General features: G+C 72.3%; 20 protein-coding genes and 3 pseudogenes. 12 read left to right on the top strand and 11 right to left on the bottom strand.

Going from position 1 to position 23,694, the window contains the following annotated elements; all coding sequences use genetic code 11:
• Window positions 1–165: 165 nt before the first annotated feature.
• On the bottom strand, window positions 166–2,007 hold the full coding sequence (gene dnaG, locus AB0H81_RS32510; RefSeq protein WP_358382199.1) for a DNA primase: 1,842 nt from the start codon (window positions 2,005–2,007) through the stop codon (window positions 166–168).
• Between the two features lie 195 nt (window positions 2,008–2,202).
• On the opposite strand from dnaG, the gene AB0H81_RS32505 reads away from it, so the two are divergent.
• Entirely contained in the window at window positions 2,203–3,057 is an 855-nt protein-coding gene (locus AB0H81_RS32505; RefSeq protein ID WP_358382203.1) for a peptidoglycan DD-metalloendopeptidase family protein, read from the top strand.
• A gap of 21 nt (window positions 3,058–3,078) precedes the next feature.
• Here the strand turns inward: AB0H81_RS32505 and AB0H81_RS32500 are convergent, their stop codons facing one another.
• Window positions 3,079–4,248, bottom strand: coding sequence for an FAD-dependent oxidoreductase (locus AB0H81_RS32500; RefSeq protein WP_358382196.1), 1,170 nt, complete (start codon window positions 4,246–4,248; stop codon window positions 3,079–3,081).
• A 50-nt stretch (window positions 4,249–4,298) separates the two neighbouring features.
• Window positions 4,299–5,519, bottom strand: a complete 1,221-nt coding sequence (locus AB0H81_RS32495; RefSeq protein ID WP_358382194.1) for a deoxyguanosinetriphosphate triphosphohydrolase — start codon at window positions 5,517–5,519, stop codon at window positions 4,299–4,301.
• A gap of 81 nt (window positions 5,520–5,600) precedes the next feature.
• On the opposite strand from AB0H81_RS32495, the gene AB0H81_RS32490 reads away from it, so the two are divergent.
• Window positions 5,601–7,124 carry a M48 family metallopeptidase gene (locus AB0H81_RS32490; protein ID WP_358382191.1) on the top strand — a complete coding sequence of 508 codons (1,524 nt, stop codon included), beginning with the start codon at window positions 5,601–5,603 and terminating at the stop codon, window positions 7,122–7,124.
• Window positions 7,125–7,179: 55 nt separating this feature from the next.
• On the opposite strand, the gene ppdK is transcribed toward AB0H81_RS32490, so the two are convergent.
• Entirely contained in the window at window positions 7,180–9,831 is a 2,652-nt protein-coding gene (ppdK, locus tag AB0H81_RS32485) for a pyruvate, phosphate dikinase (protein ID WP_358382189.1), read from the bottom strand.
• 225 nt (window positions 9,832–10,056) lie between these two features.
• Between ppdK and AB0H81_RS32480 the strand changes: the two genes are divergently transcribed.
• A complete protein-coding gene (locus AB0H81_RS32480) occupies window positions 10,057–11,427 on the top strand; it encodes a cytochrome b N-terminal domain-containing protein (protein ID WP_358382187.1) in 1,371 nt (456 codons plus the stop codon).
• Between the two features lie 353 nt (window positions 11,428–11,780).
• Here the strand turns inward: AB0H81_RS32480 and AB0H81_RS32475 are convergent, their stop codons facing one another.
• Window positions 11,781–13,166, bottom strand: a complete 1,386-nt coding sequence (locus tag AB0H81_RS32475) for a glycine--tRNA ligase (RefSeq protein ID WP_358382185.1) — start codon at window positions 13,164–13,166, stop codon at window positions 11,781–11,783.
• A 92-nt stretch (window positions 13,167–13,258) separates the two neighbouring features.
• Window positions 13,259–13,546, bottom strand: a complete 288-nt coding sequence (locus tag AB0H81_RS32470) for an antibiotic biosynthesis monooxygenase (protein ID WP_358382183.1) — start codon at window positions 13,544–13,546, stop codon at window positions 13,259–13,261.
• 59 nt (window positions 13,547–13,605) lie between these two features.
• Between AB0H81_RS32470 and AB0H81_RS32465 the strand changes: the two genes are divergently transcribed.
• The gene (locus AB0H81_RS32465; protein ID WP_358382181.1) at window positions 13,606–13,950 is read left to right on the top strand and encodes a DUF6703 family protein; all 345 of its coding nucleotides are present in this window, start codon (window positions 13,606–13,608) and stop codon (window positions 13,948–13,950) included.
• A gap of 37 nt (window positions 13,951–13,987) precedes the next feature.
• Here the strand turns inward: AB0H81_RS32465 and AB0H81_RS32460 are convergent.
• Window positions 13,988–14,173 (bottom strand): annotated as a pseudogene (locus AB0H81_RS32460) (aldehyde dehydrogenase family protein); the annotation flags it as partial.
• A gap of 1 nt (window position 14,174) precedes the next feature.
• On the opposite strand from AB0H81_RS32460, the pseudogene AB0H81_RS32455 reads away from it, so the two are divergent.
• From AB0H81_RS32455 to AB0H81_RS32440, 4 genes and pseudogenes are all read left to right on the top strand, one after another.
• Window positions 14,175–14,282: pseudogene (locus AB0H81_RS32455) on the top strand (sulfurtransferase FdhD); the annotation flags it as partial.
• Between the two features lie 273 nt (window positions 14,283–14,555).
• Window positions 14,556–15,491, top strand: a complete 936-nt coding sequence (locus tag AB0H81_RS32450; protein WP_358382179.1) for a metal ABC transporter substrate-binding protein — start codon at window positions 14,556–14,558, stop codon at window positions 15,489–15,491.
• A gap of 86 nt (window positions 15,492–15,577) precedes the next feature.
• Window positions 15,578–16,363 carry a metal ABC transporter ATP-binding protein gene (locus tag AB0H81_RS32445; protein WP_358382201.1) on the top strand — a complete coding sequence of 262 codons (786 nt, stop codon included), beginning with the start codon at window positions 15,578–15,580 and terminating at the stop codon, window positions 16,361–16,363.
• Entirely contained in the window at window positions 16,360–17,226 is an 867-nt protein-coding gene (locus AB0H81_RS32440; protein ID WP_358382177.1) for a metal ABC transporter permease, read from the top strand. The genes AB0H81_RS32445 and AB0H81_RS32440 overlap by 4 nt, the downstream gene beginning before the upstream one ends.
• A gap of 221 nt (window positions 17,227–17,447) precedes the next feature.
• Here the strand turns inward: AB0H81_RS32440 and AB0H81_RS32435 are convergent.
• Window positions 17,448–17,561 (bottom strand): annotated as a pseudogene (locus AB0H81_RS32435) (helix-turn-helix domain-containing protein); the annotation flags it as partial.
• 122 nt (window positions 17,562–17,683) lie between these two features.
• On the opposite strand from AB0H81_RS32435, the gene AB0H81_RS32430 reads away from it, so the two are divergent.
• Window positions 17,684–18,073 (top strand): transcriptional repressor, encoded by a 390-nt coding sequence (locus AB0H81_RS32430; protein ID WP_175595035.1) that lies wholly within the window; start codon window positions 17,684–17,686, stop codon window positions 18,071–18,073.
• On the opposite strand, the gene AB0H81_RS32425 is transcribed toward AB0H81_RS32430, so the two are convergent.
• Window positions 18,013–18,930, bottom strand: a complete 918-nt coding sequence (locus AB0H81_RS32425) for a DMT family transporter (RefSeq protein ID WP_358382175.1) — start codon at window positions 18,928–18,930, stop codon at window positions 18,013–18,015. The two genes, AB0H81_RS32430 and AB0H81_RS32425, sit on opposite strands and share 61 nt — an antisense overlap.
• 72 nt (window positions 18,931–19,002) lie before the next feature.
• On the opposite strand from AB0H81_RS32425, the gene AB0H81_RS32420 reads away from it, so the two are divergent.
• Entirely contained in the window at window positions 19,003–19,551 is a 549-nt protein-coding gene (locus tag AB0H81_RS32420) for a CGNR zinc finger domain-containing protein (RefSeq protein WP_358382173.1), read from the top strand.
• A 156-nt stretch (window positions 19,552–19,707) separates the two neighbouring features.
• On the opposite strand, the gene AB0H81_RS32415 is transcribed toward AB0H81_RS32420, so the two are convergent.
• A complete protein-coding gene (locus AB0H81_RS32415) occupies window positions 19,708–20,481 on the bottom strand; it encodes an isoprenyl transferase (protein ID WP_358382171.1) in 774 nt (257 codons plus the stop codon).
• Entirely contained in the window at window positions 20,478–21,212 is a 735-nt protein-coding gene (gene recO / locus AB0H81_RS32410) for a DNA repair protein RecO (protein WP_358382169.1), read from the bottom strand. Before recO ends, AB0H81_RS32415 begins: the two co-directional genes overlap by 4 nt.
• Before the next feature lie 143 nt (window positions 21,213–21,355).
• Between recO and AB0H81_RS32405 the strand changes: the two genes are divergently transcribed.
• Together AB0H81_RS32405 and AB0H81_RS32400 are read left to right on the top strand one after the other, a co-directional pair.
• Window positions 21,356–22,864: a CDP-alcohol phosphatidyltransferase family protein gene (locus AB0H81_RS32405; protein ID WP_358382167.1), complete on the top strand. Its 1,509-nt coding sequence runs from the start codon at window positions 21,356–21,358 to the stop codon at window positions 22,862–22,864.
• Entirely contained in the window at window positions 22,861–23,580 is a 720-nt protein-coding gene (locus AB0H81_RS32400) for a DUF5941 domain-containing protein (protein ID WP_358382166.1), read from the top strand. The genes AB0H81_RS32405 and AB0H81_RS32400 overlap by 4 nt, the downstream gene beginning before the upstream one ends.
• Window positions 23,581–23,694 lie beyond the last annotated feature (114 nt).

Here is a 23,694-nt window from a genome sequence, read left to right as displayed (position 1 = left end):
CGCGGCCTGCCCGGACGCGCCTCGCGGCGCCGCCCGGCGCGCGTCTCGCCCGGCATGGCGGACGGGCGCACGACTGATGCGAATAACACTTTCCTTCACAACAGCTCGGCTTTGTGACGTTTCATGCCACGGACGTTCTCCGAACGTCGTTTCACCCGCGCGGGCTCAGCTTCCGGCGGCGCGTTCCCTCAGCACCCGCCGCTGCTGCTCCAGCGCCACCAGCTCACCGAACAGCTTGTTGTACTCCTGCTGCTCGTCCACGGGGTTGAGCCGCTGGATGCGGGACTTGACCTGGGCGATGGCCCGGTCTACCGCGATGGCCTCGATGGCGGCCAGCATGGCGGCGCCGTAACGCTCCTCGAGGTGCGCGTCGGCCTGGATCGCCTCGACCGCGAACCGCGTCACCAGCACCCGCGCCGCCTCGTCCGGCGCCTGCTCCAGCAGCCGGTCGACCCACTCGCGCCCGCCGTGCCCGGCCGTCGCCGTGCCGCCCGCCGCGGCGACCAGCCGGCGCAGCGTCACGTGGTCGGCCACGGTGAACGCCTGCGCGTCGAGCGCGTCGAAGCGCGGCCCGAGCAGCGCCGGACGCTGCACGGCCAGCTTGAGCAGCTCGGCCTCCACCCGGGTGTGCGGGTCGACCGGCGCGGGCCGCGGCGCGCGCCGGGGACGGCCCGCCTGGGCGTTGCCCACCTCGGCGATGCGCTGCATGACGAACCGCTCGTCCATGAACCCCAGCCACCGGTCGAGGTCGATGGCGTAGCGCTTGCGCAGGCCGGGGTCCTTGATGCCGGCCACGATCGGCGCCGCCGCGTCGAGCGCCGCGATCTTGCCCTCGTTGCTGCGCAGGTCGTAGCGGGCGATGGTGCTGCGGATGGCGAACTGGAACAGCGGCTCGCGCCCGGCGATCAGGTCGCGCACGGCCGCGTCGCCCTGCTTGACGCGCAGGTCACACGGGTCGAGCCCGTCGGCCTGCACGGCCACGTACGTCTGGGTGACGAACTTCTGCTCGTCGGCGAACGCGCGCAGGGCGGCCTTCTGCCCGGCGGCGTCGCCGTCGAAGGTGAAGATCACCTCGCCGCGGAACTCGGCCTGGTCGAGCAGGAAGCGCCGCAGCACCTTGATGTGCTCCTCGCCGAACGAGGTGCCGCAGGTGGCCACGGCCGTCGGCACCCCCGCGAGGTGGCAGGCCATCACGTCGGTGTAGCCCTCGACGATCACCGCCTGGGAGCGCTTGGAGATCTCCCGCTTGGCCAGGTCGATGCCGTAGAGCACCTGGCTCTTCTTGTACAGCGGCGAGTCGGGGGTGTTGAGGTACTTCGGCCCGTCGTCGGAGTCGAGCAGTTTGCGCGCGCCGAACCCGATGACGTCGCCCGTCGCGTCGCGGATCGGCCAGACGAGCCGCCCCCGGAACCGGTCGATCGGCCCCCGGCGGCCCTCCTTGACCAGCCCGCCCTTGATCAGCTCCTCGGCGGTGAACCCGCGCCCCATGAGGTGGCGGGCCAGCGCCTCCCACTCGGCGGGCGCGTAGCCCACGCCGAACATCTCGGCGTCGGCCCGCTCGAACCCGCGCTCGGACAGGAACCGCCGCCCGGGCGCCGCGTCGGGACTCATGAGCTTGGAGGCGTAGAACTCGGCGGCGGCGCGGTGCGCCTCGATGAGCCGCGCCCGCTCGCCGTGGTCGCGCCGCGGCACGTAGCCGCCCTGCTCGTACTGGAGCTGGATCCCGGCCCGCTGCGCCAGCCGCTCGACGGCCTCGCCGAACGTCAGGTGCTCGATCCGCTCCACGAACGTGATCACGTCTCCGCCCTCGGAGCAGCCGAAGCAGAAGTACATGCCGCGCTCGGGGGTGACGTTGAAGGACGGGGACTTCTCGTCGTGGAAGGGGCACAGGCCCTTGAGGTTGCCGCCGCCGGCGTTGCGCAACTGGATGTGCTCGCCGATCACCTCGGCGATGGGCGATCGCTCGCGTACGAGCGCGATGTCGACGTCACGGATGCGGCCAGCCACGCCGGTGAGTCTATTGCGACCGGCGGGCAGACCTCACCCGGTGAGCGCGGTTCGTCCACACCAGGTCGCCCGGTTTGGGGTGATGGGAAGGGTGATATCACCTCAGCGCCCGTAAAGCGGAAAACGTGTCCAGCCTGTTGTCCACGTCGGCTACAAAGGTAAAGCTCGGGCTATACGGTGACGCGGGTGGAGATCATGCGATCGGGGCATCTGGGACGATGGGCTGCCGTGGCGGGCGCCCTGCTGCTGACCGGCGCCTGCGCCCAGTCGACCGGGGTGGCGGGGGTCAGCGCCCAGTCGCCCGAGACCGTACCGCCGGCCGCGACCGGGCCGACGCCCGTCGTCACCGCGACCATCCCCGACCCGGACGCCACGACGCGGGCGTCCGCGGAGCCGCCGAAGGGCAAGTCCCCGGTCAACGTGCCGCCGCCGCGGCTGTCCGACTACACCTACGCCTTCCCCGTGACCGGCTGCCAGGTCAGCTACCAGCGCCGGCTCCTCGTGCTGCCGAAGACGACGATCTGGACCGGCAAGGGCTGCACGTTCGTCTCGCCCGTGAGCGGCGTCGTGGACGAGGTGAACACCGGCGACAGGTGGCGCGCGGCCACCGACCGCGGCGCGGACCGCGAGGGCCGCTTCGTCACGGTCGTCGGCGACGACGGCGTCCGCTACCTCGGCGGCCACCTCGACTCGGTGGCCGCCGGCGTCCGGCCCGGGGTGCGGGTGGCGGCCGGGCAGGCGCTCGGCCGGGTCGGCACCTCGGGCAACGCCCGCACCCAGGGGCCCAACCTGTACTTCGCGATCTCATGGAAGACCGGCTCGTCGGCCTGGTGGGTGCGCCGGGGCATGGTCAACCCGTGGCGGTACCTCGACGCGTGGCTGTCCGGGAACCGGACGTTGTCGCCGCGCGAGGAGACCATGGCCACGCGGGCCCGGCTCGGCGAGACGCCCCGCTGCCAGGTGCAGTGCTCCTCGAAGAAGCCGGTCAAGAAGCGCGAGCCGCGCGAGACGCCGGACCCGGTGATCACGATCACGGTCAACCCGACCTGAGCCGCCCTCCGGCGGCGGCCGTCAGCCCGAGGCGAGCTCCTTGGGGTCGGCGATCTCGCCGGAGCGGATGCGGTCCTGGATGGCCCCCACGACGTCCCAGACGTTGACGTTCATGCCGGCCACCACACGGCCCTCCCGCAGCCAGTACGCGACGAACTGGAGGTCGTCCACGGACCCCCCGCAGACGACCTCGTCGTAGCCCGTGGTGTCGCCGGAGAACTCCATGCCCAGGTCGAACTGGTCGGTGAAGAAGTACGGCACCCGGTCGTAGACGACCTCCTGGCCGAGCATGGCGCGGGCCGCCGCCGGGCCGCCGTTGAGGGCGTTGGCCCAGTGCTCCACGTGCAGCCGCCGGCCGTACAGGGGGTTGAAGGGCTCGGCGACGTCGCCCGCCGCGTACACGTCGGGGTGGGAGGCGCGCAGCGAGGCGTCGGTGAGGACGCCTCGGCCGACCTCCAGGCCCGCCTCGCGGGCGAGCCCGGCCTCGGGGGTGACCCCGATGCCCGCGACGACGAGGTCGGCGCTCAGCCGCTCGCCGGTGGTGAGGCGCACGCCGTCCTCGGTGATCTCCGCCGCGCCGGTGCCGAGGCGCAGATCGACGCCGTTGCGGCGGTGCAGGCCGGCGAACACCTCGCCCATCTCGGGACCGAGCACGCGGTGCAGCGGCGTGGGGTCCGGATGGACGACGGTCACCTCGCAGCCGGCCAGGCGGGCCGCGGCGGCGGTCTCCAGGCCGATCCAGCCGGCGCCCACGACGATGACCCGGCCGCCCGTCCCGCCCACCTCGTCCAGGCGCCGCTTGAGCGCGTCGCTGTCCTCGGCGGTGCGCAGGTAGAGGGCGGGTCCGGGCATCCGCTTCGGCGTCGCGCCGGTCGCGATGAGCAGTTTGTCGTACGCCTGGCGCGAGCCGTCGGCGAGCCTGACGGCGTGGTCGCCGGGCTCGATCCGGGTGACCGGGGTGCCGAGCCGCAGCTCGACGCCGTTGCCGGCGTACCAGTCCTCGGGATGGACGTAGATCTTCTCCCGCTCGCTCCTGCCCTGGAGGTAGCCCTTGGACAGGGGCGGGCGCTCGTAGGGGCGCTCGCTCTCGGCTCCGATGAGGACGATCTCCCCGTCGAAGCCCTCCTCGCGCAACGTCTGCGCGGCCTTGGCCCCCGCGAGGCCGGCGCCGACGATCACATATGTGGCCATGGCCGCAGTATCCGCCCCTTGAGCGTGATCCCGGAAGTGAACCCGCGGGCTCAGCCGGACAGGCGGCGGTGCCAGGCGACGGCCGAGGTGTCGGTGAGCGAGGCGATCTGGTCGATGACCACGCGGGTGCGGGCGGCGTCGCCGGAGGCGGCGAGGAACGCGGGCCGGAAGGCGGGCTCCAGGGTGCCGGGCGCGCCGAGCGTGATGAGGGCGGCCAGCTCGGCGATGAGCTCGCGCTGCCTGGCCTGGTTGGCGTGGTGGTCCTCGGTGGTCATCACGTAGTGGGCGGTGATGCCCTTGAGCACGGCGCACTCCAGCTTGGTGGAGCGGGGCACGACCAGCTCGACCCGGTGGCGCATGCCGTACGCCTCCTTGGTGGCGGTCTGCGCGGAGCGGCAGAACCGGCCGATGAGGCCGCTGGTGAGGGCCTTGAGCCCGGCCAGGTCGGCGAAGGTGGCGGCGAAGCCGCGCGGCCAGAGCGGGTCGGCGATGAGCCGGGCGAAGACCTCCTCCAGCTCGGCGCAGTCGGCGTCGGGGGCGTACCAGGCGCGGGCCAGCTCGCACACCTGCCGCCGCTCCTCGGGCGAGCGCAGCGCCTCGGGCGTGACGTGGCCGGAGTGCAGCGCGTCCTCCAGGTCGTGGACGGAGTAGGCGACGTCGTCGGACCAGTCCATGATCTGCGCCTCGAAGCTGACCCGGCGCGGCGGCGCGCCGTCCCTGATCCACTCGAACACCGGCAGGTCGTCGTCGTAGACGCCGAACTTCGGCGCCGCCTCGCGGGTCCACGGGTACTTGATGGAGGCGTCGAGCGCGGCGCGGGTGAGGTTGAGCCCGGCGCTGTGGCCGTCCTCGGTGAGGACCTTGGCCTCCAGGCGGGTGAGCAGGCGCAGGCTCTGCGCGTTGCCCTCGAAGCCGCCGCAGCCGGCGGCCAGCTCGTTGAGCGCCACCTCGCCGTTGTGGCCGAACGGCGGGTGCCCGAGGTCGTGGGCCAGGCAGGCGGTCTCGACCAGGTCGGGGTCGACGCCGAGGACGGCGCCCATCTCCCTGCCGACCTGCCCGCACTCCAGGGAGTGGGTGAGCCGCGTGCGCGGGGTGTGCTGGCCGGCGCCGACGGCCTCGAACGGACCCACCACCTGGGTCTTGGCGGCCAGGCGGCGCAGCGCGGAGCTGTGCAGCACCCGCGCGCGGTCGCGTTCGAACGCGCCGCGCTCGGGGTTGCCGGGCGGCTCGGGCACCCAGCGTGCCTGGTCGTGGTCGTCGTAGCGGGCCATAAGTGCAGTGATTTTATCCACTTTCCGGACTCCGCTAGTGTCAAGTTTCGCGAGAACCCCCTTCCCCGGGAGCCCTCCCCCATGACCACTGCGTTCCGTGCCGTGCTGGCCTTCACCCTGCTCGCAGGGTTCTACGTGCTGGTCGGCCTGTTCGTCGGCGCGGCCGTCTTCCTCGACGTGCTGCTGGTCGTCGACTTCCACGTCAACGTCTTGAAGGCCGCGATCGTCCTGACCCTGGCCGCCGCGGCGCTCGTCCGGGCGCTGATCATGGTGAGCCGGAGGAAGGGCGGCGAGGAGCCGGGCGTGGCGGTGACCCGCGAGCAGGAGCCGGTGCTCTGGCAGACGGTCGAGGACCTGGCCCAGCGGGTGCGCACCGCCCCGCCGGCCGAGATCCGCCTGGTGCCCGAGGTCAACGCGGCCGTGTCCGAGGACACCCGTTTCCTCGGCCTGAAGGCGGTCAGGCGGCGCATGTTCATCGGCCTGCCGCTGCTGCAGACGCTGACCGTGGACGAGATGCGTGCCGTGCTCGGGCACGAGCTGGGCCACTACAGCGGCGCCCACACCCGTCTCGGCGCGCCGGTCTACCGGGGCCGGGTCTCGCTCATCGCCACCGTGCAGGGGCTCGACGGGCATCCGATCATCCAGCGGGTGTTCTCCGCGTACGCCAAGCTCTACCTGCGCGTCTCGCAGGCCGTCTCGCGGCGGCAGGAGCTGGAGGCCGACGAGCTGGCGGTGGCCATCGGCGGCCGGCGGGCCATGGCCGAGGCGCTGCGCAAGATCCACGGCACGGCCGCCGCCTGGGACGTCTACGTGGGCAACTACCTGTCGCTGACCGGCGCGGGCGGCCTGCGCCCGGCGTCCGTCTTCAACGGCTTCCACGCGCTCATGAACGACCCGGCGCGGCAGGCGGAGGTCGCCGCGCTCGCCACGCGGCCGGAGGAGACCTCGCCCTACGACTCGCACCCGAGCCTGGCCGAGCGGCTGGCCGCGGTCGAACGGCTGCCGGAGCCGTCGCACGTGCCCGACCCGCGGCCGGCGCTGACGCTGCTGCGCGACCCGGGCGTGGCGGCGCAGGCGGTGGAGCAGTCCATGTGGACCGCGGAGGCGCTGACGACGCTGCGGCCGGCCTCCTGGGAGGAGGTGGTCGAGCGCGGCATGTACGCCGCGCGCAACGCCGAGGCGCTGCACGACCTGGCCGTGGCCGGTCAGCGCGTGGTGGGGGCGAGCCGGCCGTACCTGGACGCGGCGTTCGAGGCCGTCGCCCGGGGCCGGCAGGAGGAGCTGGTGGCGCGGCTGACCGAGCTGGGCTGGAGCCCCTCCCCCACGATGCTGGCCGGGGTGCTCGGCCAGGCGCTGGAGGGGGTGCTCATCGAGCACGGCCAGGCCCGGTGGACGCTGTCCTGGTCGGGACCGGCGCGGCTGCTCTACGACGACGGCGAGGAGGTCGCCCTGGCCGAGTACGCGGCTCAGGTGGCGGCCAACCCGCCGGCCGTCGCGGGCCTGCGCAAGTGGCTGGGCGACCACGGGGTGCGGCACGACTACGTGCCGGTCCCCGAGGAGGACCGGCACGCGCCGGGTATGCCCGTGACCGGCCCGCCCGTGTGACGGGGAGGGCCCGCGCCCGGCCGGCCCCCGTCACGGGGAGGGCCGGCCGGGGCGGTCAGCGGGTGTCGGAGTCGTTCTGGCTGAGCGCGGCCCGCCCGGCCTCCAGGCGGGCGACCGGGATGCGGAACGGCGAGCAGGACACGTAGTCGAGCCCGGCCTCGTGGCAGAAGTGCACCGAGTCGGGGTCGCCGCCGTGCTCGCCGCAGATGCCCAGCTTGAGGTCCGGCCGGGCGGCGCGGCCCTCGTCCGCGGCGATGCGCACCAGGCGGCCCACCCCGTCGCGGTCCAGCGTCTCGAACGGCGAGACCCCGAAGATGCCGAGCTCCAGGTAGCGCGAGAAGAACGCCGCCTCCACGTCGTCGCGGGAGAAGCCCCACGCCATCTGGGTCAGGTCGTTGGTGCCGAAGGAGAAGAACTGCGCGGCCTCGGCCACCTGCCCGGCCGCCAGTGCGGCCCGCGGCGTCTCGATCATCGTGCCGATGAGGGCGTCCACCCCGGTCTCGGCGAGGATCCCGGCGGCCTCCTCGCGGACCGCCTCCAGCTCCTGCACGGCCGCCACGAGCGGGATCATGATCTCCGGCCGGGCTCCGGGCACCGCCTTGGCGGCCTGGGCGATGGCCCGTACCTGCATGGCGAACAGGCCGGGGATCACCAGGCCGAGCCGCACGCCGCGCAGGCCCAGCATGGGGTTCTGCTCGTGCAGCCGCTTGACGGCGGCCAGCAGCACGCGGTCCTTGTCCGACGCCTCGCCCGCGCCCGCGTCGGCGAGCGCCACGCGCACCGACAGCTCGGTGAGGTCGGGCAGGAACTCGTGCAGCGGCGGGTCGATGAGGCGGATCGTGACGGGCAGGCCGTCCATCGCCCGGAAGATGCCCTCGAAGTCGGCGCGCTGCAACGGCTCCAGCGCGTCGAGCGCCGCCTGCCGCTCCTCCTCGCCGGAGGCGAGCACGAGGTCCTCGACCAGCTTGCGCCGCTCGCCGAGGAACATGTGCTCGGTCCGGCACAGGCCGATGCCCTGCGCGCCGAAGCGGCGGGCCCGGGCGGCGTCGTCCGGAGTGTCGGCGTTGGCCCGCACGGCCAGGCGGCGCGTCTCGTCGGCGTGCCGCATGATCCGGTCCACGGCGCGGACGAGGTCGTCGTCCCCGACGTCCTTGCCCTCGAAGTACTCGACCACCGGGGAGTCGACCACCGGCACCTCGCCGAGGAACACCTCGCCGGTGCTGCCGTCGATGGAGATCACGTCGCCCTCGGACACGGTGACGCCGCCGGGCGCGGCGAACCGCCGCTCCTCGATCGACACCTCCAGCTCCTCGGCGCCGCAGACGCAGGTCTTGCCCATGCCGCGGGCGACCACGGCCGCGTGCGAGGTCTTGCCGCCCCGGCTGGTGAGGATGCCGCGGGCGGCGATCATGCCGGACAGGTCGTCGGGGTTGGTCTCGCGGCGCACCAGGATGACGTCCTCGCCCTGGCCGGCCAGCTCGACGGCGCGCTCGGAGGAGAAGACGGCCTTGCCGACGGCGGCGCCCGGCGAGGCGTTCATGCCCTTGGCGATGCGCCGCTTGTCGGCGCCCGCGTCGAAGCGCGGGAACATCAGCTTGGCGAGCTGGTCGCCCGTGACCCGCGTGACGGCCTCGTCCATCGTGATGAGGCCCTGGTCCACGAGCTGGGTGGCGATGCAGAACGCGGCGGCGGCGGTGCGCTTGCCGACGCGGGTCTGCAGCATCCACAGCTTGCCGCGCTCGATCGTGAACTCGATGTCGCACAGGTCGCGGTAGTGGTTCTCGAGCGTGGACATGATCTCGAGCAGCTCGTCGTAGGAGCGCTTGTCGATGCGCTCCAGCTCCTGCAGCGGGATCGTGTTGCGGATGCCGGCGACGACGTCCTCGCCCTGGGCGTTCTGCAGGTAGTCGCCGTAGATGCCCTGCTGGCCCGAGCCGGGGTCGCGGGTGAAGGCGACGCCGGTGCCGGAGTCGTTGCCGCAGTTGCCGAAGACCATGGCCACGATGTTGACCGCGGTGCCGAGGTCGGCGGGGATGCGCTCCTGCCGCCGGTACAGGATGGCGCGCGGGGCGTTCCAGGAGTCGAAGACCGCCTTGACGGCCAGGCGCATCTGCTCGCGCGGGTCGGCGGGGAACTCCCGGCCCGCCTGCTCGCGCACGATGCCCTTGAACGTCTCGACGAGCCCCTGGAGCTCGCCCGCGTCGAGGTCGGTGTCCTGCCGGTCGCCCTTGAGCCGGTCGAGGGCCCCCTCGAAGTGCTCGCCGTCGATGTCGAGCACGGTCTTGCCGAACATCTGGATGAGCCGCCGGTAGGAGTCCCAGGCGAAGCGCTCGTTGCCGCCGGCCTGCTTGGCCAGGCCGTGGACGGACTCGTCGTTGAGGCCGATGTTGAGGACGGTCTCCATCATGCCGGGCATGGAGAACTTCGCGCCGGAGCGGACGCTGACGAGCAGCGGGTCGTCGATCTGGCCGAGCTTCCTGCCCATCGCCCGCTCCAGGGCCTCCAGGTGCTGGTCGACCTCGTCCCCGAGGCCGTCGGGCACCTTGCCCTCGGCGAGGTAGTACCGGCACGCCTCCGTGGTGATCGTGAACCCGGGGGGCACGGGCAGGCCGAGATTCGTCATCTCGGCCAGGTTCGCCCCCTTGCCGCCGAGGAGGTCCTTGAGATTTCTGTTGCCCTCGGTGAAGTCGTAAACGTACTTGGCCACCACAGCTCCAATCAACGCCTCTGCCGGGGACTCTACCGGCGAGAATGATGAAGAAACGGCACTCATCGGTTAAGTCATCGTTTCCCCTGGTAGAGCGACTGTCACCGGTCTAATCCAATTAATATTCCGTTGATCAGGAAATTGGTTTATACCAGTGGTTTACACCAATTCTTCGGAAAGTCGGGAAGCGGGAAGAATCGGGGCATCCCCCTGCAGGAGGCGCCGATGACCGCCCCTCCCTCGCCCCCGCGACCGGCCGCCCGCCCGCCGCTGCGGACCCGTCTCGCGACCGGTCTCGCGGCGGGCTCCGCCCGGGCCGGGCGGCTCGTGGTGGTGTCGCTCGACGACCGGCTGGGCCTGGCCCGGTGGCTGCGGCCCGCGCTGCGCAAACTCTTCCCTGGACACTGGTCGTTCCTGCTCGGCGAGCTGGCCCTGTACGCGTTCGCGATGCTCGTGCTGACCGGGGCGTTCCTCACGTTGTGCTACGAGCCGTCCGCCGGGAGCGCCTACCCGTCGGTGCGGGCGCTCAGCCTGGAGATCCGCGGCGGGCTGCTGGTGCGCGGGCTCCACCACTGGTCGGCGACCGTGTTCGTGCTGGCGATCGTGGCGCACCTGTGCCGGGTGTTCTTCACCGGCGCCTTCCGCCGGCCGCGGGAGCTGACTTGGGTCCTCGGTGTGCTGATCTTCGGGTTGGTGCTGGCCGAGTCGTTCCTCGGGGTGTCGCTGCCGGCCGACCGGCTCGGCTTCACGGGGCTGCGGGAGGCGCAGGGGCTGCTGCTGTCGGTGCCGGTCGCGGGCGCGTACGTGTCGCGGCTGCTCTTCGGCGGCGACTTCCCGGGCGAGGCGGTGCCACGGCTGTTCGTGGCGCACGTGCTGCTGGTGCCGGGGCTGCTGCTGGCCGCCGTCCCTTTGCACGCGCTCGTGCTGACGTGGCGGCAGGGACACACCGAGCGGGGCGAGGCGGGCGCGGAGGAGCGGAGGGTGACCGGCGGGCCGTTCCTCCCGGCCTTCGTGGCCAGGAACGCGGGGACGGCGCTGGCCACGGCGGCGGCGATCGCGCTGGCGGCCACGCTCTTCCCGGTCGGCGCCGGCTGGGCCGGCCACCACGGGCCGTACCACCCGGGGGCGCCCCCGCCGTCGGCGCAGCCGTTCTGGTACGCGGGGGTGCTGGAGGGGGCGCTGCGGCTGGCGCCGCCGTGGGAGGTCACGGTGGGCTCGTTCACGCTGCCGGTCGGGCTGTGGATCGCGCCGCTGGTGCTCGCGGTGTTCTTCCTGGCGCTGCTGGTGTATCCGTTCGCCGAGCGCCGGGTGACGGGCGACCGGGGTGAGCACCACACGCTGGACCGCCCCGCGCGGGCGCCGGCGCGCACGGCGCTGGGCGTGGCGGTGATCGTCTTCTTCGGGGTGCTGTGGGCGGGGACGTGGGTGTCGGTGATCCCGCCGGATCCCTGGTCGCCGCAGCCGACGCTGGTCACGACGGAGGAGATCTACCGCGGCATCGTGTACGGGCTGCGGACGGCGGTGTTCGTGCTGCCGCCGGCGGCCCACGCGCTCACCCTGGCCTGGTGCCGCCGCCGCGCCCGCCGCCACCCCTGAGCGCCCCGCCCGCGCCTGCGTCCCGAGGACCTTGATCCGGGCCCGCCTCCCTGAGCACCTGAGTCGCGGCCGGCGTCGCCGCGGATGCGCGCGCCCGGCCTCTCCGAAGGGCCGCGCGCCCTCGCGCTTCCCCCACGGCGGAGGCCGGTGAGGCCCCGAAGGCAGGGAAGCCCGGGGAGCCCCGGAGACCGGGGAGCTGCCCGAAGGCGAACAGAGGCCGGGGAGGGGGCCCCGAGAGGCCGGGAAGCCGGCGAGGGAGGCGCGGCGGACCCGGGAGCCCCGCGGGACCGGGAACGGCGGCGGCCGGGGGCTCCTCGGGAGCCGCCCGGCCGCCGCCGCGTCAGACCTTGACCTCAGTCGTTGAGGTGGGTGCGCAGGTAGGTCTGGACCTGGTCGAGGCTGATGCGCTCCTGGGCCATCGTGTCGCGCTCGCGGATCGTCACCGCGTGGTCCTCGAGGGTGTCGAAGTCGACGGTGACGCAGAACGGCGTGCCGATCTCGTCCTGGCGGCGGTAGCGGCGGCCGATCGCGCCCGCGTCGTCGAACTCGACGTTCCACCGGCGGCGCAGCTGCGTGGCCAGGTCGCGGGCCTTGGGCGACAGGTCGGCGTTGCGCGACAGCGGCAGCACCGCGACCTTGACCGGGGCGAGCCGGTGGTCGAGGCGCATGACCGTGCGCTTCTCCATGACGCCCTTGGCGTTGGGGGCCTCGTCCTCGGTGTAGGCGTCGAGCAGGAACGTGAGCGTCGCCCGGTCGACGCCGGCGGCCGGCTCGATCACGTACGGGACGTAGCGCTCACCGGTGTCCTGCTCGAAGAAGCTGAGGTCGACGCCCGAGGCCTTGGAGTGGGCGGTCAGGTCGAAGTCGGTGCGGTTGGCGATGCCCTCCAGCTCGCCCCACTCCGAGCCGGCGAAGTTGAAGCGGTACTCCACGTCGACGGTGCGCTTGGAGTAGTGGGACAGCTTCTCCTTGGGGTGCTCGTAGAGCCGGAGGTTGTCCTTGTTGATGCCCAGGTCGGAGTACCAGCGGAAGCGCTCGTCGATCCAGTACTGGTGCCACTCCTCGTCGGTGCCGGGCTTGACGAAGAACTCCATCTCCATCTGCTCGAACTCGCGGGTGCGGAAGATGAAGTTGCCCGGGGTGATCTCGTTGCGGAACGACTTGCCGATCTGGCCGATGCCGAACGGGATCTTGCGGCGGGCCGACTGCTGCACGTTGAGGTAGTTGATGAAGATGCCCTGCGCGGTCTCGGGGCGCAGGTAGGCCAGGCCCGACTCGTCCTCGACGGGGCCGAGGTAGGTCTTCAGCAGGCCGCTGAACTGCCGCGGGTCGGTGAAGGCGCCCTTGTTGCCGCAGTTGGGGCAGGTGATGTCGGCCAGGCCGTGCTCGGGGGCGCGGCCGTTCTTCTCCTCGTACGCCTCGACGAGGTGGTCGGCGCGGAAGCGCTTGTGGCACGACTGGCACTCGGTGAGCGGGTCGGAGAACGTCTCGACGTGGCCGCTGGCCTGCCAGACCTCGCGGGCCAGGATGACGCAGGAGTCGAGGCCCACCACGTCCTCGCGCGCCTGCACCATGGACTGCCACCACTGACGCTTGACGTTGTTCTTCAGCTCCACGCCCAGGGGACCGTAGTCCCACGACGCACGCAGACCGCCGTAGATCTCGCTCGACGGGTAGACGAGCCCGCGGCGCTTGGCGAGGCTGACGATGGTGTCCATGACGTCTGTTCGGCGTGCCATGTGGTTGGGTCTCTTTCCGGCTGGAGGTCGGCGAGGGGATGGATGAGCTCCCAGCTTAGGGGACGTGGCGGGCCCCTCGCGCGGGAGTATTGTTACGCCCGCTCTTGGGTGTAGACGTCCTCGAACGCACTGGGTTCGTGGACCATGAGGATCATCAAGGGATACATCGCCATCCGGGCGGCCGAGAGGGCCCGGCGGTAGAAGCCCGCGCCCTCCCATTCGCTGACCAGGGCCCACAGGTTGGGCTCGTCGACGGATCGGGCGAGCCTGCCGCGCAGGTAGCCGGGCTGCGTGGCGAGCGTGTCGAGGATGGCGTGGCCCTGCTTGATGAAATCCTGGGACTGGGACTCGGGAACGGTGTAGCGCATGACGGCGAGCACCTGACCAGATTAGAGGCGGCTTCGACCGCCGGATGCGCCAACTGCCGTAGGCTCTGGCTGTGGCCTCTGACAGCAAGCGCCCGCTTCCCAAGGGGGAGCTGTTCTTCACGCCGGGCGCGACCGGCGTGCGCAAGGCCGTCGAGCAGCGCAGCGCCGTGCCGATGACGTACCTGTTCACGCAGGTCCCCCGCTGGGTGGCACCCGCAGCGCTGGTGATCCTGCTGCTGGCCGGCTTCGCGGTGGCCAATCCGCTGGGCGGCGTGGCCGTGCTGCCGGTGATCGTCTTCGTCGGCTGGCTGGCGTACCTGTCGTGGCCGTCGCTGGGGGTCGCCGGGAAGCTGCTGCGGGTCGCCATGCTGACCTTCCTCGTGCTCCTGGTGGCGACCCGCTTCGGCGCCCTCTAGAGGCGCCCTCCGGAACGGCCTGCGGCGTTCAGGGCAGCCTGTTGTGCCCCGCCTTGAAGGCCCGCACCTCCGGCGCCAGGCGATGGAAGGTCTCCTCCTCGTCGCACGACAGCGTGGCCACCAGCGCGCCGTTGCCGGCGTTCATGGCGGCCAGCAGCTCGGCCTCCGCGTCGACCAGCACGATGGTGTCCACCGGGCCGAACGGCTCGGCGTGGAAGAGGGGCTCGCTCGCGGTCGAGCCGGCCGCCGAGGAGGGGCTGACGCTCGTCGGGTTCCTGCGCGGCGCCACGATGAACGTCCACGCGGGCGAGCACGGCCTCACGCCTCCCTGACCGCGCCGCGTGAGGCCCCCGCACGTCGCCCCGGGCGCCGGCAGCGGCTCTGCCGGCGCGTCACACCGGGGCGATGACAGGATGCCGGGTACGGCCCACTACCTGCGGCGGGCCGCCCACGGCCCACCGGACGGCGCCCCTTGCCCCGGACGCCGTCCGGAATCCCTCGCTCAAGACTCGCTGCACGAACCAGGGAGATTTTGACAACCATTTTCATTTTGCCGCATACTGGCTCACATGATGTCAGGATTGTCCCGGTCGTACGCTGTCGGTTTGCTGGCCGGAGCCGCCCTCCTCACCACCACCGCGTGCGGAGCCGGCTCGGCGGAGAGTGGAACCGGGGCGAACGGCGGCAAACCTGCCGTGGTCGCGGCCTTCTACCCCCTCCAGTGGCTCAGCCAGCAGGTGGGTGGCCCCGACGCCGCCGTGAGCGTGCTGACCGCCCCCGGCGTCGAGCCGCACGACCTGGAGCTCGGCGCCCACCAGATGGCGGAGCTCGGCGACGCCACCCTGATCGTCTACATCAAGGGCGTGCAGCCGGCCGTGGACGACGCCGTCGACGGAGGTCGGGCCTTCGACGCGGCCACCGCCGTCAAGACCCTCCCCGCCGGTCACGACGAAGCCGGTCACGACGAGGCCGGTCACGACGAGGCCGGTCACGAGAGCGAGGCGGCCGGCGAGGAGCACGACCACGAGGTCTCCTACGACCCGCACCTCTGGCTCGACCCGTCGCGCCTGGCCACGGTCGCCACCAAGCTCGGCGAGCGGCTGGCCGCCGCCGACCCGGCGCACGCGCAGGGCTACAAGGACCGCGCCGCCGCGACGGCGGCCTCCCTCGGCACGCTCGACAAGGAGTTCGCGCAGGGCCTGTCCACCTGCCGCTCCCGGACCCTGGTGACGGCCCACGAGGCGTTCGGCTACCTGGCCGACCGCTACCGGCTCAAGCAGGTCGGCATCACCCTCGACCCCGACTCCGAGCCCTCCCCCGCCCGCCTGGCGGAGGTCGCCGGGCTGGCCAGGACCGAGAAGGTGACGACCGTCTTCACCGAGTCGCTGGTCAACCCGAAGGTCGCGCAGGTGCTGGCCTCCGAGGTGGGGGCGAAGACGGCGGTGCTCGACCCGCTGGAGAGCAAGCCGTCCGGCGACTACCTGTCCGCGATGCGGGCCAACCTCACGACCCTGCGCACGGCCCTGGGATGCGGAGCGTGACCATGAGCGAGACCGCGGACGAGACGGCCGGCGAAACCTCCGCGACGACCACGGGCGGGAAGAGCGCGGACGAGACCGCCTTCGCGATGACCGGCGGGAAGGTCACGCTGGACCGGCGGCCCATCCTGCGGGGCGTCGACCTCACGGTCCGTCCCGGCGAGGTGGTCGCGGTCATGGGCACCAACGGTTCCGGCAAGTCGACGCTGGTGCGGGCGCTGCTCGGCCTGATCCCGCTGTCCGGCGGCCAGACCCTCCTGTACGGCCGCCCGCCCGCCCGCTTCCGCGACTGGTGGCGCATCGGCTACGTGCCCCAGCGGCTGCAGATCGGCGGCGGCGTACCCGCCACGGTCCGCGAGGTGGTCGCCTCGGGCCGGATCGCGCGGCAGCGCCGGCTGCGCCGCACGAGCGCGGCGGACCGGGCGGCGGTGGCCGGCGCGCTGGAGGCCGTGGGCCTGACCGCCCGGGCCGGCGACCCCGTGCAGCACCTCTCGGGCGGTCAGCAGCAACGGGTGCTCATCGCCCGCGCGCTGGCCGGCGAGCCCGACACGTACGTCATGGACGAGCCCACGGCGGGCGTCGACGCCGAGACGCAGCGCCTGCTGGCCGACACGCTCGCCACGCTGGCGCTGCAGGGACGCACGATCGTGCTCGTCGCCCACGAGCTGGGCCCGCTGGAGCCACTGATCACCCGCGGCGTCGTGGTGCGCGACGGCCTGATCACCCATGACGGCCCGCCGCCGCGGCCGGAGGGCGAGTGTGCCCGCCCGGGACACGAGCACGTCCATCCGCACGCGCCGGACGAGCCCGGCACGGCCGAGATCCTCGGGCGCGCCGCCGGCGCCGGGCCGCTGAACTGGCAGGGAGAGGCATGATCGAGCTGCTGGGGGCGGAGTTCTTCCGGCTCGCGCTGGTCGCGGCGCTGCTGGTGGGGCTGTGCGCGCCCGCCGTGGGCACGTTCATCGTGCAGCGGCGGCTCGCGCTGCTCGGCGACGGCATCGGGCACGTGGCGCTGACCGGCGTGGCGCTCGGGTTCCTCACCGGCACGGCGCCGGTGCTGACGGCCGTCGTGGTGTCCGTCGCGGGCGCCGTGGCCATCGAGCTGGTACGGGCGCGCGGCCGCACGAGCGGCGACGTGGCCCTGGCCCTGCTGTTCTATGGCGGCATCGCCGGCGGCGTCATGCTCATGGGCATCGCGCCGGGCGGCAGCAACGCCAAGCTCAACTCCTACCTGTTCGGCGCCATCGCCAGCGTCACCTCCCAGGACATCTGGGTCATCGGCGCGCTGGCGGTCGCGGTCATCGCAGTGGTGGTGATCTTCGGCAGGGAGTTGTTCGTCCTGTGCCAGGACGAGGAGATGGCGCGGGCCAGCGGCCTGCCGGTGCGTTTCCTCAGCCTGCTGATCGCGGTGATGGCGGCGCTGACGGTGGTCATCGCCATGCGCGTGGTCGGCCTGCTGCTCGTCAGCGCGCTCATGGTGATCCCGGTGGCCACGAGCCAGCAGCTCACCAGGGGTTTCCGCTCGACGATGGCGCTGGCCATGACGATCGGCGTGGTGGTCGCCGTGGGCGGTCTCATGGCCTCCACGCTGTCCTCCCGGGTGCCGCCGGGCGCCGCGATCGTCCTTCTCGCGCTCGGCGGCTTCGTCCTGGCCCTCGGTGTGGGTAGATTCGTACGCCGAGGCCGTGTCCGGGAGCCGGGCGTGAACGAGCCCACGCCTGTCAGGGAGGCTGCTTGACTTCTTCCCCATGCCCAGCGGCGGGGGATTCCGACCTTCACAGGTCGGGGTTCCTGCTTCGCGGGCGACTGCACCCGGAGGGGCCCGGGATGTCTGACGTCGCCTCCACAGGCGGACACGGCAAGACCTGCCGCCAGGATGCGCACCTTCCGGTGGGCGCGGGCGACCTTGGCGCCGGCTTTTCGCCGGTTGTCCGCCCCCTTCACCTTGCGCGCTCGGCGGTGCCGCCAGGCCAGGGTGCGGTTCCAGACGACGCGTACGCAGCCGAACGTGCGATTCAGCACGCCGGCCTGCTCAGGGGTGGGGTAGGCCCGGCACTTGTCCGCCGCCCTCATAGATCTGTCGCGACGAGCCACTCACACCGGAATCATCCGCTTCGCATGAAGCATGTGCGGGTGGTGTCCAGCTTCTCCTCCCCAGGGCTGAAGCCCGGGGTCTCCAGCCTCAAGGAGTTTCGATGAGCACGAGACGCGATGCCGTGCACGACACTCTTCGCCGCAACGAGGGGTTCCGCAGCGCGCAGGACGTCTACACCGAGATGCGCCAGCACGGCGCCAAGATCGGCCTGACCACGGTCTACCGCGCCCTCCAGGCGCTGGCCGACGGCGGACAGGTCGACGTGCTGCGCACCGACGACGGCGAGTCGGTCTACCGCGCGTGCGCCAGCGGCGATCACCACCACCACCTGGTCTGCCGCCGCTGCGGTCACACCGTCGAGGTGGCGGGCCCGGCCGTGGAGCGCTGGGCCGAGGCGGTCGGCGGCGAGCACGGCTTCACCGAGATCACTCACACGGTCGAGGTCTTCGGCACCTGCGCGTCCTGCTCCGCCTCCGTGCGGGCCGGCTGAGCCCCGCGCGAGCCGTACAGGACACCGAGGACGATCACCGCGCAGCCGGCGAGCTGGAGCGGCGACGGGCGCTCACCGAGCGTCAGCGCCGACAGCGCCACCGTGGTCAGGGGCTGCACGAGCAGCAGCAGCGCGGTGAGCGCGGCCGGCTGCCTCGGCAGCGAGTACGTGATGAGCGACCAGCCGAGCACCTGCGGCCCGAGCGCGAGCAGCAGCAGCCACCCGTGCGCGGGCCAGGCCGGGACGAGGTCGGCGCCGCCGAAGACCGGGCTCAGCGCCGCGATGGCGAGCGCGGCGACGGCCGTGGCGTGCGCGAGAGGCCCGGCGGCCCGCTGCGAGCCGCCCTTCATCAGCAGCAGGAAGACGGCGTACGAGACCGAGGTGGCGGTGCCGGCGAGCGCGCCGAGCAGCGGGTCGGAGCCGTAGGCGGCGCTGTCGAACAGGCCCGAGATGAGCGCGACCCCGGCGAACACCACCGGGGTGGCGACCATGAGCCGGCCCGACGGCCGCTCCCGGAAGATCGCCCAGGCGGCGAAGGCGACGATGAAGACCTGGAGGTTGCCGAGCACGGTGGCCAGGCCCGCGCCCACGTAGGCGATGGTGTGGTGCCAGAACAGCAGGTCGAGGGCGAACAGCAGGCCGGCCGCCCACGCGATGGCGGTCTCCCGGCGCCCGAGCGGGCCGAGCCGGCGGCGTTCCAGCCAGGCCAGGACGGCCATGGGCGGCACCGCGTACGCGCACCGGAAGAACGCCGAGGTGGCGGGCGAGACGGCGGCCAGCCTGACCAGTGGGGCGGAGGTGGAGATGATCAACGCTCCGGCGATCGCCACGAGCACGATCCGGCGATGTCCGCCCACGTATGACCCCCGAACACGCCGACTAGAGATACGCTGCGTCCACGCTAGAATGGGCGCCAGACAGGAGTCAACATGCCGTTTGGCCATGACATGGTCTTCTCGCTGGCCACGGTCGTCGAGCTGGTCAACACCTCGCCCTCGACCGGCGGCGATGACCGGCTGGCCGACCTCGCCACGCTCCGGGCGTTCGTCGAGGCGCGGCAGGTCAGCGGCATCACCACGCTCACCCCGCGCGACCTCGGCCAGGTGCGGCTGGTGCGGGAGGCGTTCCACCGGGTGTTCACCGCTCCCGACCAGCCCTCCGCCGTGCGCCAGCTCAACGCGCTGCTGTCCGAGACGCGGATCACGCCGCGGCTGACCGAGCACGACGGCCACCCGCTGCACGTCCACTACTTCGCGCCCGACGCGACGCTGTCGGAGCACCTGGCCGCCGACTGCGGGGTGGCGCTGGCCCACCTGCTCGTCGAGGGCGAATGGGAGCGGCTGCGCACCTGCTCGGCGCCCGACTGCGACCGCGTGTTCGTCGACGAGTCGCGCAACCGCTCACGCGTCTACTGCGACAGCCGCACCTGCGGCAACCGCATGCACGTCGCCGCCTACCGCGCCCGCCGCCGCGCCTGAGCTCTGCTCATGGCCTCACTCCGTGAGGCGGCTCGGTCGCTCCCTCCCGCCGCCTTCCCTCGTCACTCCGGTCGCTACGCTCCCTCCGCTCCTCAGTCCAGGCGACGGCGCTCCCTCGCCCTGCTCATGGCCTCACTCCGTGAGGCGGCTGATGGCTCAGACCTGGTTGGGGATGGCTCCGCCGTAGCGTCGGTCGCGCTTGGCGAAGATCTCGCACGCCTCCCACAGGTCGCGGCGGTCGAAGTCGGGCCAGAGCCGGTCGAGGAACACCATCTCGGCGTAGGCCGACTGCCACAGCAGGAAGTTGGAGAAGCGCTGCTCCCCCGAGGAGCGGACGAACAGGTCGACCGCCGGGATGTCCGGCTCGTCGAGGTAGCGGGCGAAGATCTTCTCATCGACCTTCGACGGCTTGACCTTGCCCGCCGCGATGTCGCCGGCCAGCTTGACCGCGGCCTGCACGATCTCGGCCTGCCCGCCGTAGTTGACGCAGAACTGCAGCGTCAGCTTCCGGTTGCGCTCGGTCATCTCCTCGGCGGCCTGGAGCTCGGAGATGACGCTCTTCCACAGCCGCCCGGGCCGGCCCGCCCAGCGCACCCGCACGCCCATCGCGTTCAGCTCGTCGCGGCGGCGGCGGATGACGTCACGGTTGAAGCCCATGAGGAAGCGCACCTCGTCGGGCGAGCGCTTCCAGTTCTCCGTGGAGAAGGCGTACGCGCTGAGGTACGGGACGCCCAGCTCCAGCGCGCCCTCGATGACGTCGAACAGCGACGCCTCGCCCGCCTTGTGGCCCTCCGTGCGGGGCAGCCCGCGGGCCTTGGCCCAGCGCCCGTTGCCGTCCATGACGATGGCCACGTGCCTCGGCACCAGCTCACGGGGGATGGGCGGCGGCGTGGCACCGGACGGGTGGGGGGACGGCGGTCGCACGTTCACACTGGCTCCCTTTCGACGTGTCGCAGAGAGCGTATTCCGTGTTCGAGGTGCCATTGGAGATAAGCGGCGACCAGACCGCTGCACTCCCCCCGGTGACGCTGCTCCGAGGCGTCGGCCGTCGCCCAGTCGCCGCGCAGCAGCGCCGTCATGAGCCCGATCGTCTCGCCGGCCGGCACGGCCGCGCCCGCCGGCCGGCAGGCGCCGCACACCACGCCGCCGGACACGATGGCGAACGCCCTGATCGCGGGCGCCCGACACTTGGCGCACGCGTCCAGCGCGGGCGCGTAGCCGGCCACGGCCAGCGAGCGCAGGAAGTAGGCGTCGAGGACCAGGCGCGGCTCGTGGAGGCCCTCGGCCAGCGTGCGCAACCCGCCCACCAGCAGCAGGAACTGCCGCAGGGCCGGCTCCTTCTCGCCGTGGGTGAGCCGGTCGGCCGTCTCCAGCATCGCCGTGCCCGAGGTGTAGCGCGGGTAGTCGGACGCCAGCGCCTCGCCGTACGGCCTGATCGTCTCGGCCTGCGTGACGACGTCGAGCGTGCGCCCCGTGTGGAGTTGCAGGTCGACGTGCGTGAACGGCTCCAGCCGGGCGCCGAAGCGCGAGGTGGTGCGGCGCACGCCCTTGGCGACGGCGCGCACCTTGCCCGTGCGCTTGGCCAGGATGGTGACGATGCGGTCGGCCTCGCCGAGCTTCTGCGTGCGCAGAACCACGCCTTCGTCACGGTAGAGACTCACTCGCCCATCTTATGGCCGCACGGTCTTTCTGTTACGGGACCGCGTCGGTGACGCGACGCTGCGCGACTCTCATTAGACTCAGACGCCTGTCCCCGCAATACCTCCAGTAGTTCATCCCCCCGCAACCGCCTCGAAAGGGAGTCATGACCCGCGTGGTCCTGCTGGGCTCTTCGCCCGGCCCCGACACCGCTCCTACCGGCCTGAGGCTCGCGGCGCTGCCCGGCGGCCCGACCGTGGCAGAGCGACTGCGCAGCCAGATCCTGTCCCTGGATCCGCGGCCGGCGACCATCGAGTCCGTTGACGTGGCCGCCGCCCTGCGCGCGCTGGCCGACGTCGCGGAGTCCGCGACCGAGAACCTGCTCATCCTGCCGTCCAACTCGATGATCCACGACGAGCTCATCTACCAGATCACCAAGACCAAACGCGGCGCGCTGGCCCTCATCGCCAAGGAGCCCAGGCCGGAGGCGACCGACGAGGCGCAGGACGACATCGTCCCGATCGACGAGGCGGAGCCCGAGATCAGCGACCGGCGCTTCGAGGGGCTGCCCGTGCGCGCCCGCGCCGGCAAGTCGCGGATCGTCTCCGTCGGCACCGCCCACCACGCGGTGACCCGCCCCAACATGGTGGCTCTCGGCCCCCTCCACGTGAGCACGCGCAACGCGGCCGTCCTGGCCGAGGCGTGCCGCGAGATGGCCGACATGGCGCACGTGTTCGGCGAGGACGACGACCTCGTCCAGCTCCTCATCTTCGGCCTGGTGCGCAAGGGCGTGTCGGTCGGCTCCCGCGGCCGGCGCGACCTGTTCTTCCGCCGGGTGTCCTCGCAGCAGGAGGCCGACGAGGCCGTCGCCGAGATGTCCGGCTACGACGAGGACCGGGCCCGGCTCAACAACGCGGTCAAGGGCGCCGACGGCTTCTTCACCACCTACTTCGTCTCCACCTACTCCCGCTTCATCGCCCGTTGGGCGGCCCGGCGCGGGCTGACGCCCAACCAGGTGACGCTCATCTCGATCACGCTGGGCGTGCTCGCGGCGGCCTGCTTCGCCACCGGCGACCGGCCGTGGATGGTGCTCGGCGGCGCGCTCATCTACTTCGCGTTCGTCTTCGACTGCGTCGACGGGCAGGTCGCTCGCTACGCCCGCAAGTTCGGCGTGCTCGGCGCCTGGCTCGACGCGACGTTCGACCGCTTCAAGGAGTACGTCGTCTTCGCCGGCCTGGCGATCGGCTGGGTCGTGTCGGGCAACGGCGACGACATCTGGATCCTGGCCCTGGCCGCCATCGGTCTGCAGTCGGTGCGCCATCTGCTCGACTTCTCCTACGGCGTCGCCAACCGGCGCAAGCCGCCGGCCCAGCTGCCCACGCTGCCGCTGACCGCGCCCGACGACCGCCCCCTGCGCAAGGCTCTGGAGCGCCGCCGCGTCGAGCGCAGCCAGGGCATCCGGGGCGTGCTGAAGATGTGGTCCAAGGCCGGGCGTTACCGCGCCGTCCACTGGGCGCGTAAGATGATCGTCTTCCCCATCGGCGAGCGGTTCGCGGCCATCGCGATCACCGCCGCCCTCTTCGACGCCCGCATCACCTTCCTCACGCTGGTGATCTGGGGCACCGTCGCCGCCGTCTACACCCTCACCGGACGCCTCATGAGGTCGCTCGCATGATCACCTACCCGCAGGCCGCCGCCACCCCCACGCCGGACCCCGACGAGGAACGCCGCCGCATCCAGACCGCCCGCCTGCTCGCCTACCGCGACGACGGGCCCCTCGTCCACGCGCTGTCCGGCCGCCTCGGCAAGGGTCTGCCCCCGGTGCCCGCCACGCTGCTGGCGCTGCTGGCCGTGGCCGTCATCACCGCGATCGGGCTGCCGGACTCCGGGCCGATGCTGCTGCTGCCCGTGCTCGCCGTCCTCGTGCTCGTGCTGCCGACCGCGCCGCGCGACCACCTGGGCCGCCTCGACTGGCTCACCCCGCCGCTGCTGCGCGGCACCGAGTTCCTCGCCATCATCGCGGTGGGCCTCGCGGCCGACGCGCCCAAGTGGCTGCTGTTCGTGCTCGTGTACGTGGTGGGCTACCACACCTACGACACCGTCTACCGCACGCGGCAGAGCATCTGGCCGCCCGCCTGGGTGTTCTACGCGGGGCTCGGCTGGGAGCTGCGGCTCCTCCTCATCGGCGTGGGCGCGGCCTTCGGCTGGCTGACGCTGGTGCTGGCCCTGCTGACGGCCTACCTGTTCGTGCTGTTCGCGGTGGAGAGCGTGACGAGCTGGGTGCGCCTGGACAAGGCGTCCGCCCAGGCCGGCGCCGAGGCCGAGCAGGACCTGGAGGCGTCGCCCGAGGACGCCCTGGAGGCGGCCACCGGCGAGGCCGAGAAGGCCTGACCTCCGGCAGTACTCCGGCCGGCGAGCCGGGGCGCTCATAACCGCGCTATATCCTGGGCCAACTCCATTGGGTAAGGCAATGCCCTTATCGGCGATCCGGCGTCGTTCCAGACC

Source organism: Nonomuraea sp. NPDC050691 (assembly GCF_040654455.1).
Taxonomy (GTDB): Bacteria; Actinomycetota; Actinomycetes; order Streptosporangiales; family Streptosporangiaceae; genus Nonomuraea.
The sequence above is the reverse complement of the archived record's forward strand: the minus strand, read 5'-3'. Positions and strand labels throughout refer to the sequence as shown.

Excerpts from the sequence above, each read along its gene's own strand:
- AB0H81_RS32400 (WP_358382166.1), top strand. The coding sequence starts at position 22,861 with ATGATCACCTACCCGCAGGCCGCCGCCACCCCCACGCCGGACCCCGAC.
- AB0H81_RS32480 (WP_358382187.1), top strand. The coding sequence starts at position 10,057 with ATGACCGCCCCTCCCTCGCCCCCGCGACCGGCCGCCCGCCCGCCGCTG.
- AB0H81_RS32490 (WP_358382191.1), top strand. The coding sequence starts at position 5,601 with ATGACCACTGCGTTCCGTGCCGTGCTGGCCTTCACCCTGCTCGCAGGG.
- AB0H81_RS32430 (WP_175595035.1), top strand. The coding sequence starts at position 17,684 with ATGAGCACGAGACGCGATGCCGTGCACGACACTCTTCGCCGCAACGAG.
- AB0H81_RS32475 (WP_358382185.1), bottom strand. The coding sequence starts at position 13,166 with ATGGCACGCCGAACAGACGTCATGGACACCATCGTCAGCCTCGCCAAG.
- AB0H81_RS32500 (WP_358382196.1), bottom strand. The coding sequence starts at position 4,248 with ATGGCCACATATGTGATCGTCGGCGCCGGCCTCGCGGGGGCCAAGGCC.
- AB0H81_RS32445 (WP_358382201.1), top strand. The coding sequence starts at position 15,578 with ATGACCGGCGGGAAGGTCACGCTGGACCGGCGGCCCATCCTGCGGGGC.
- AB0H81_RS32405 (WP_358382167.1), top strand. The coding sequence starts at position 21,356 with ATGACCCGCGTGGTCCTGCTGGGCTCTTCGCCCGGCCCCGACACCGCT.
- AB0H81_RS32420 (WP_358382173.1), top strand. The coding sequence starts at position 19,003 with ATGCCGTTTGGCCATGACATGGTCTTCTCGCTGGCCACGGTCGTCGAG.
- AB0H81_RS32505 (WP_358382203.1), top strand. The coding sequence starts at position 2,203 with ATGCGATCGGGGCATCTGGGACGATGGGCTGCCGTGGCGGGCGCCCTG.
- AB0H81_RS32440 (WP_358382177.1), top strand. The coding sequence starts at position 16,360 with ATGATCGAGCTGCTGGGGGCGGAGTTCTTCCGGCTCGCGCTGGTCGCG.
- AB0H81_RS32495 (WP_358382194.1), bottom strand. The coding sequence starts at position 5,519 with ATGGCCCGCTACGACGACCACGACCAGGCACGCTGGGTGCCCGAGCCG.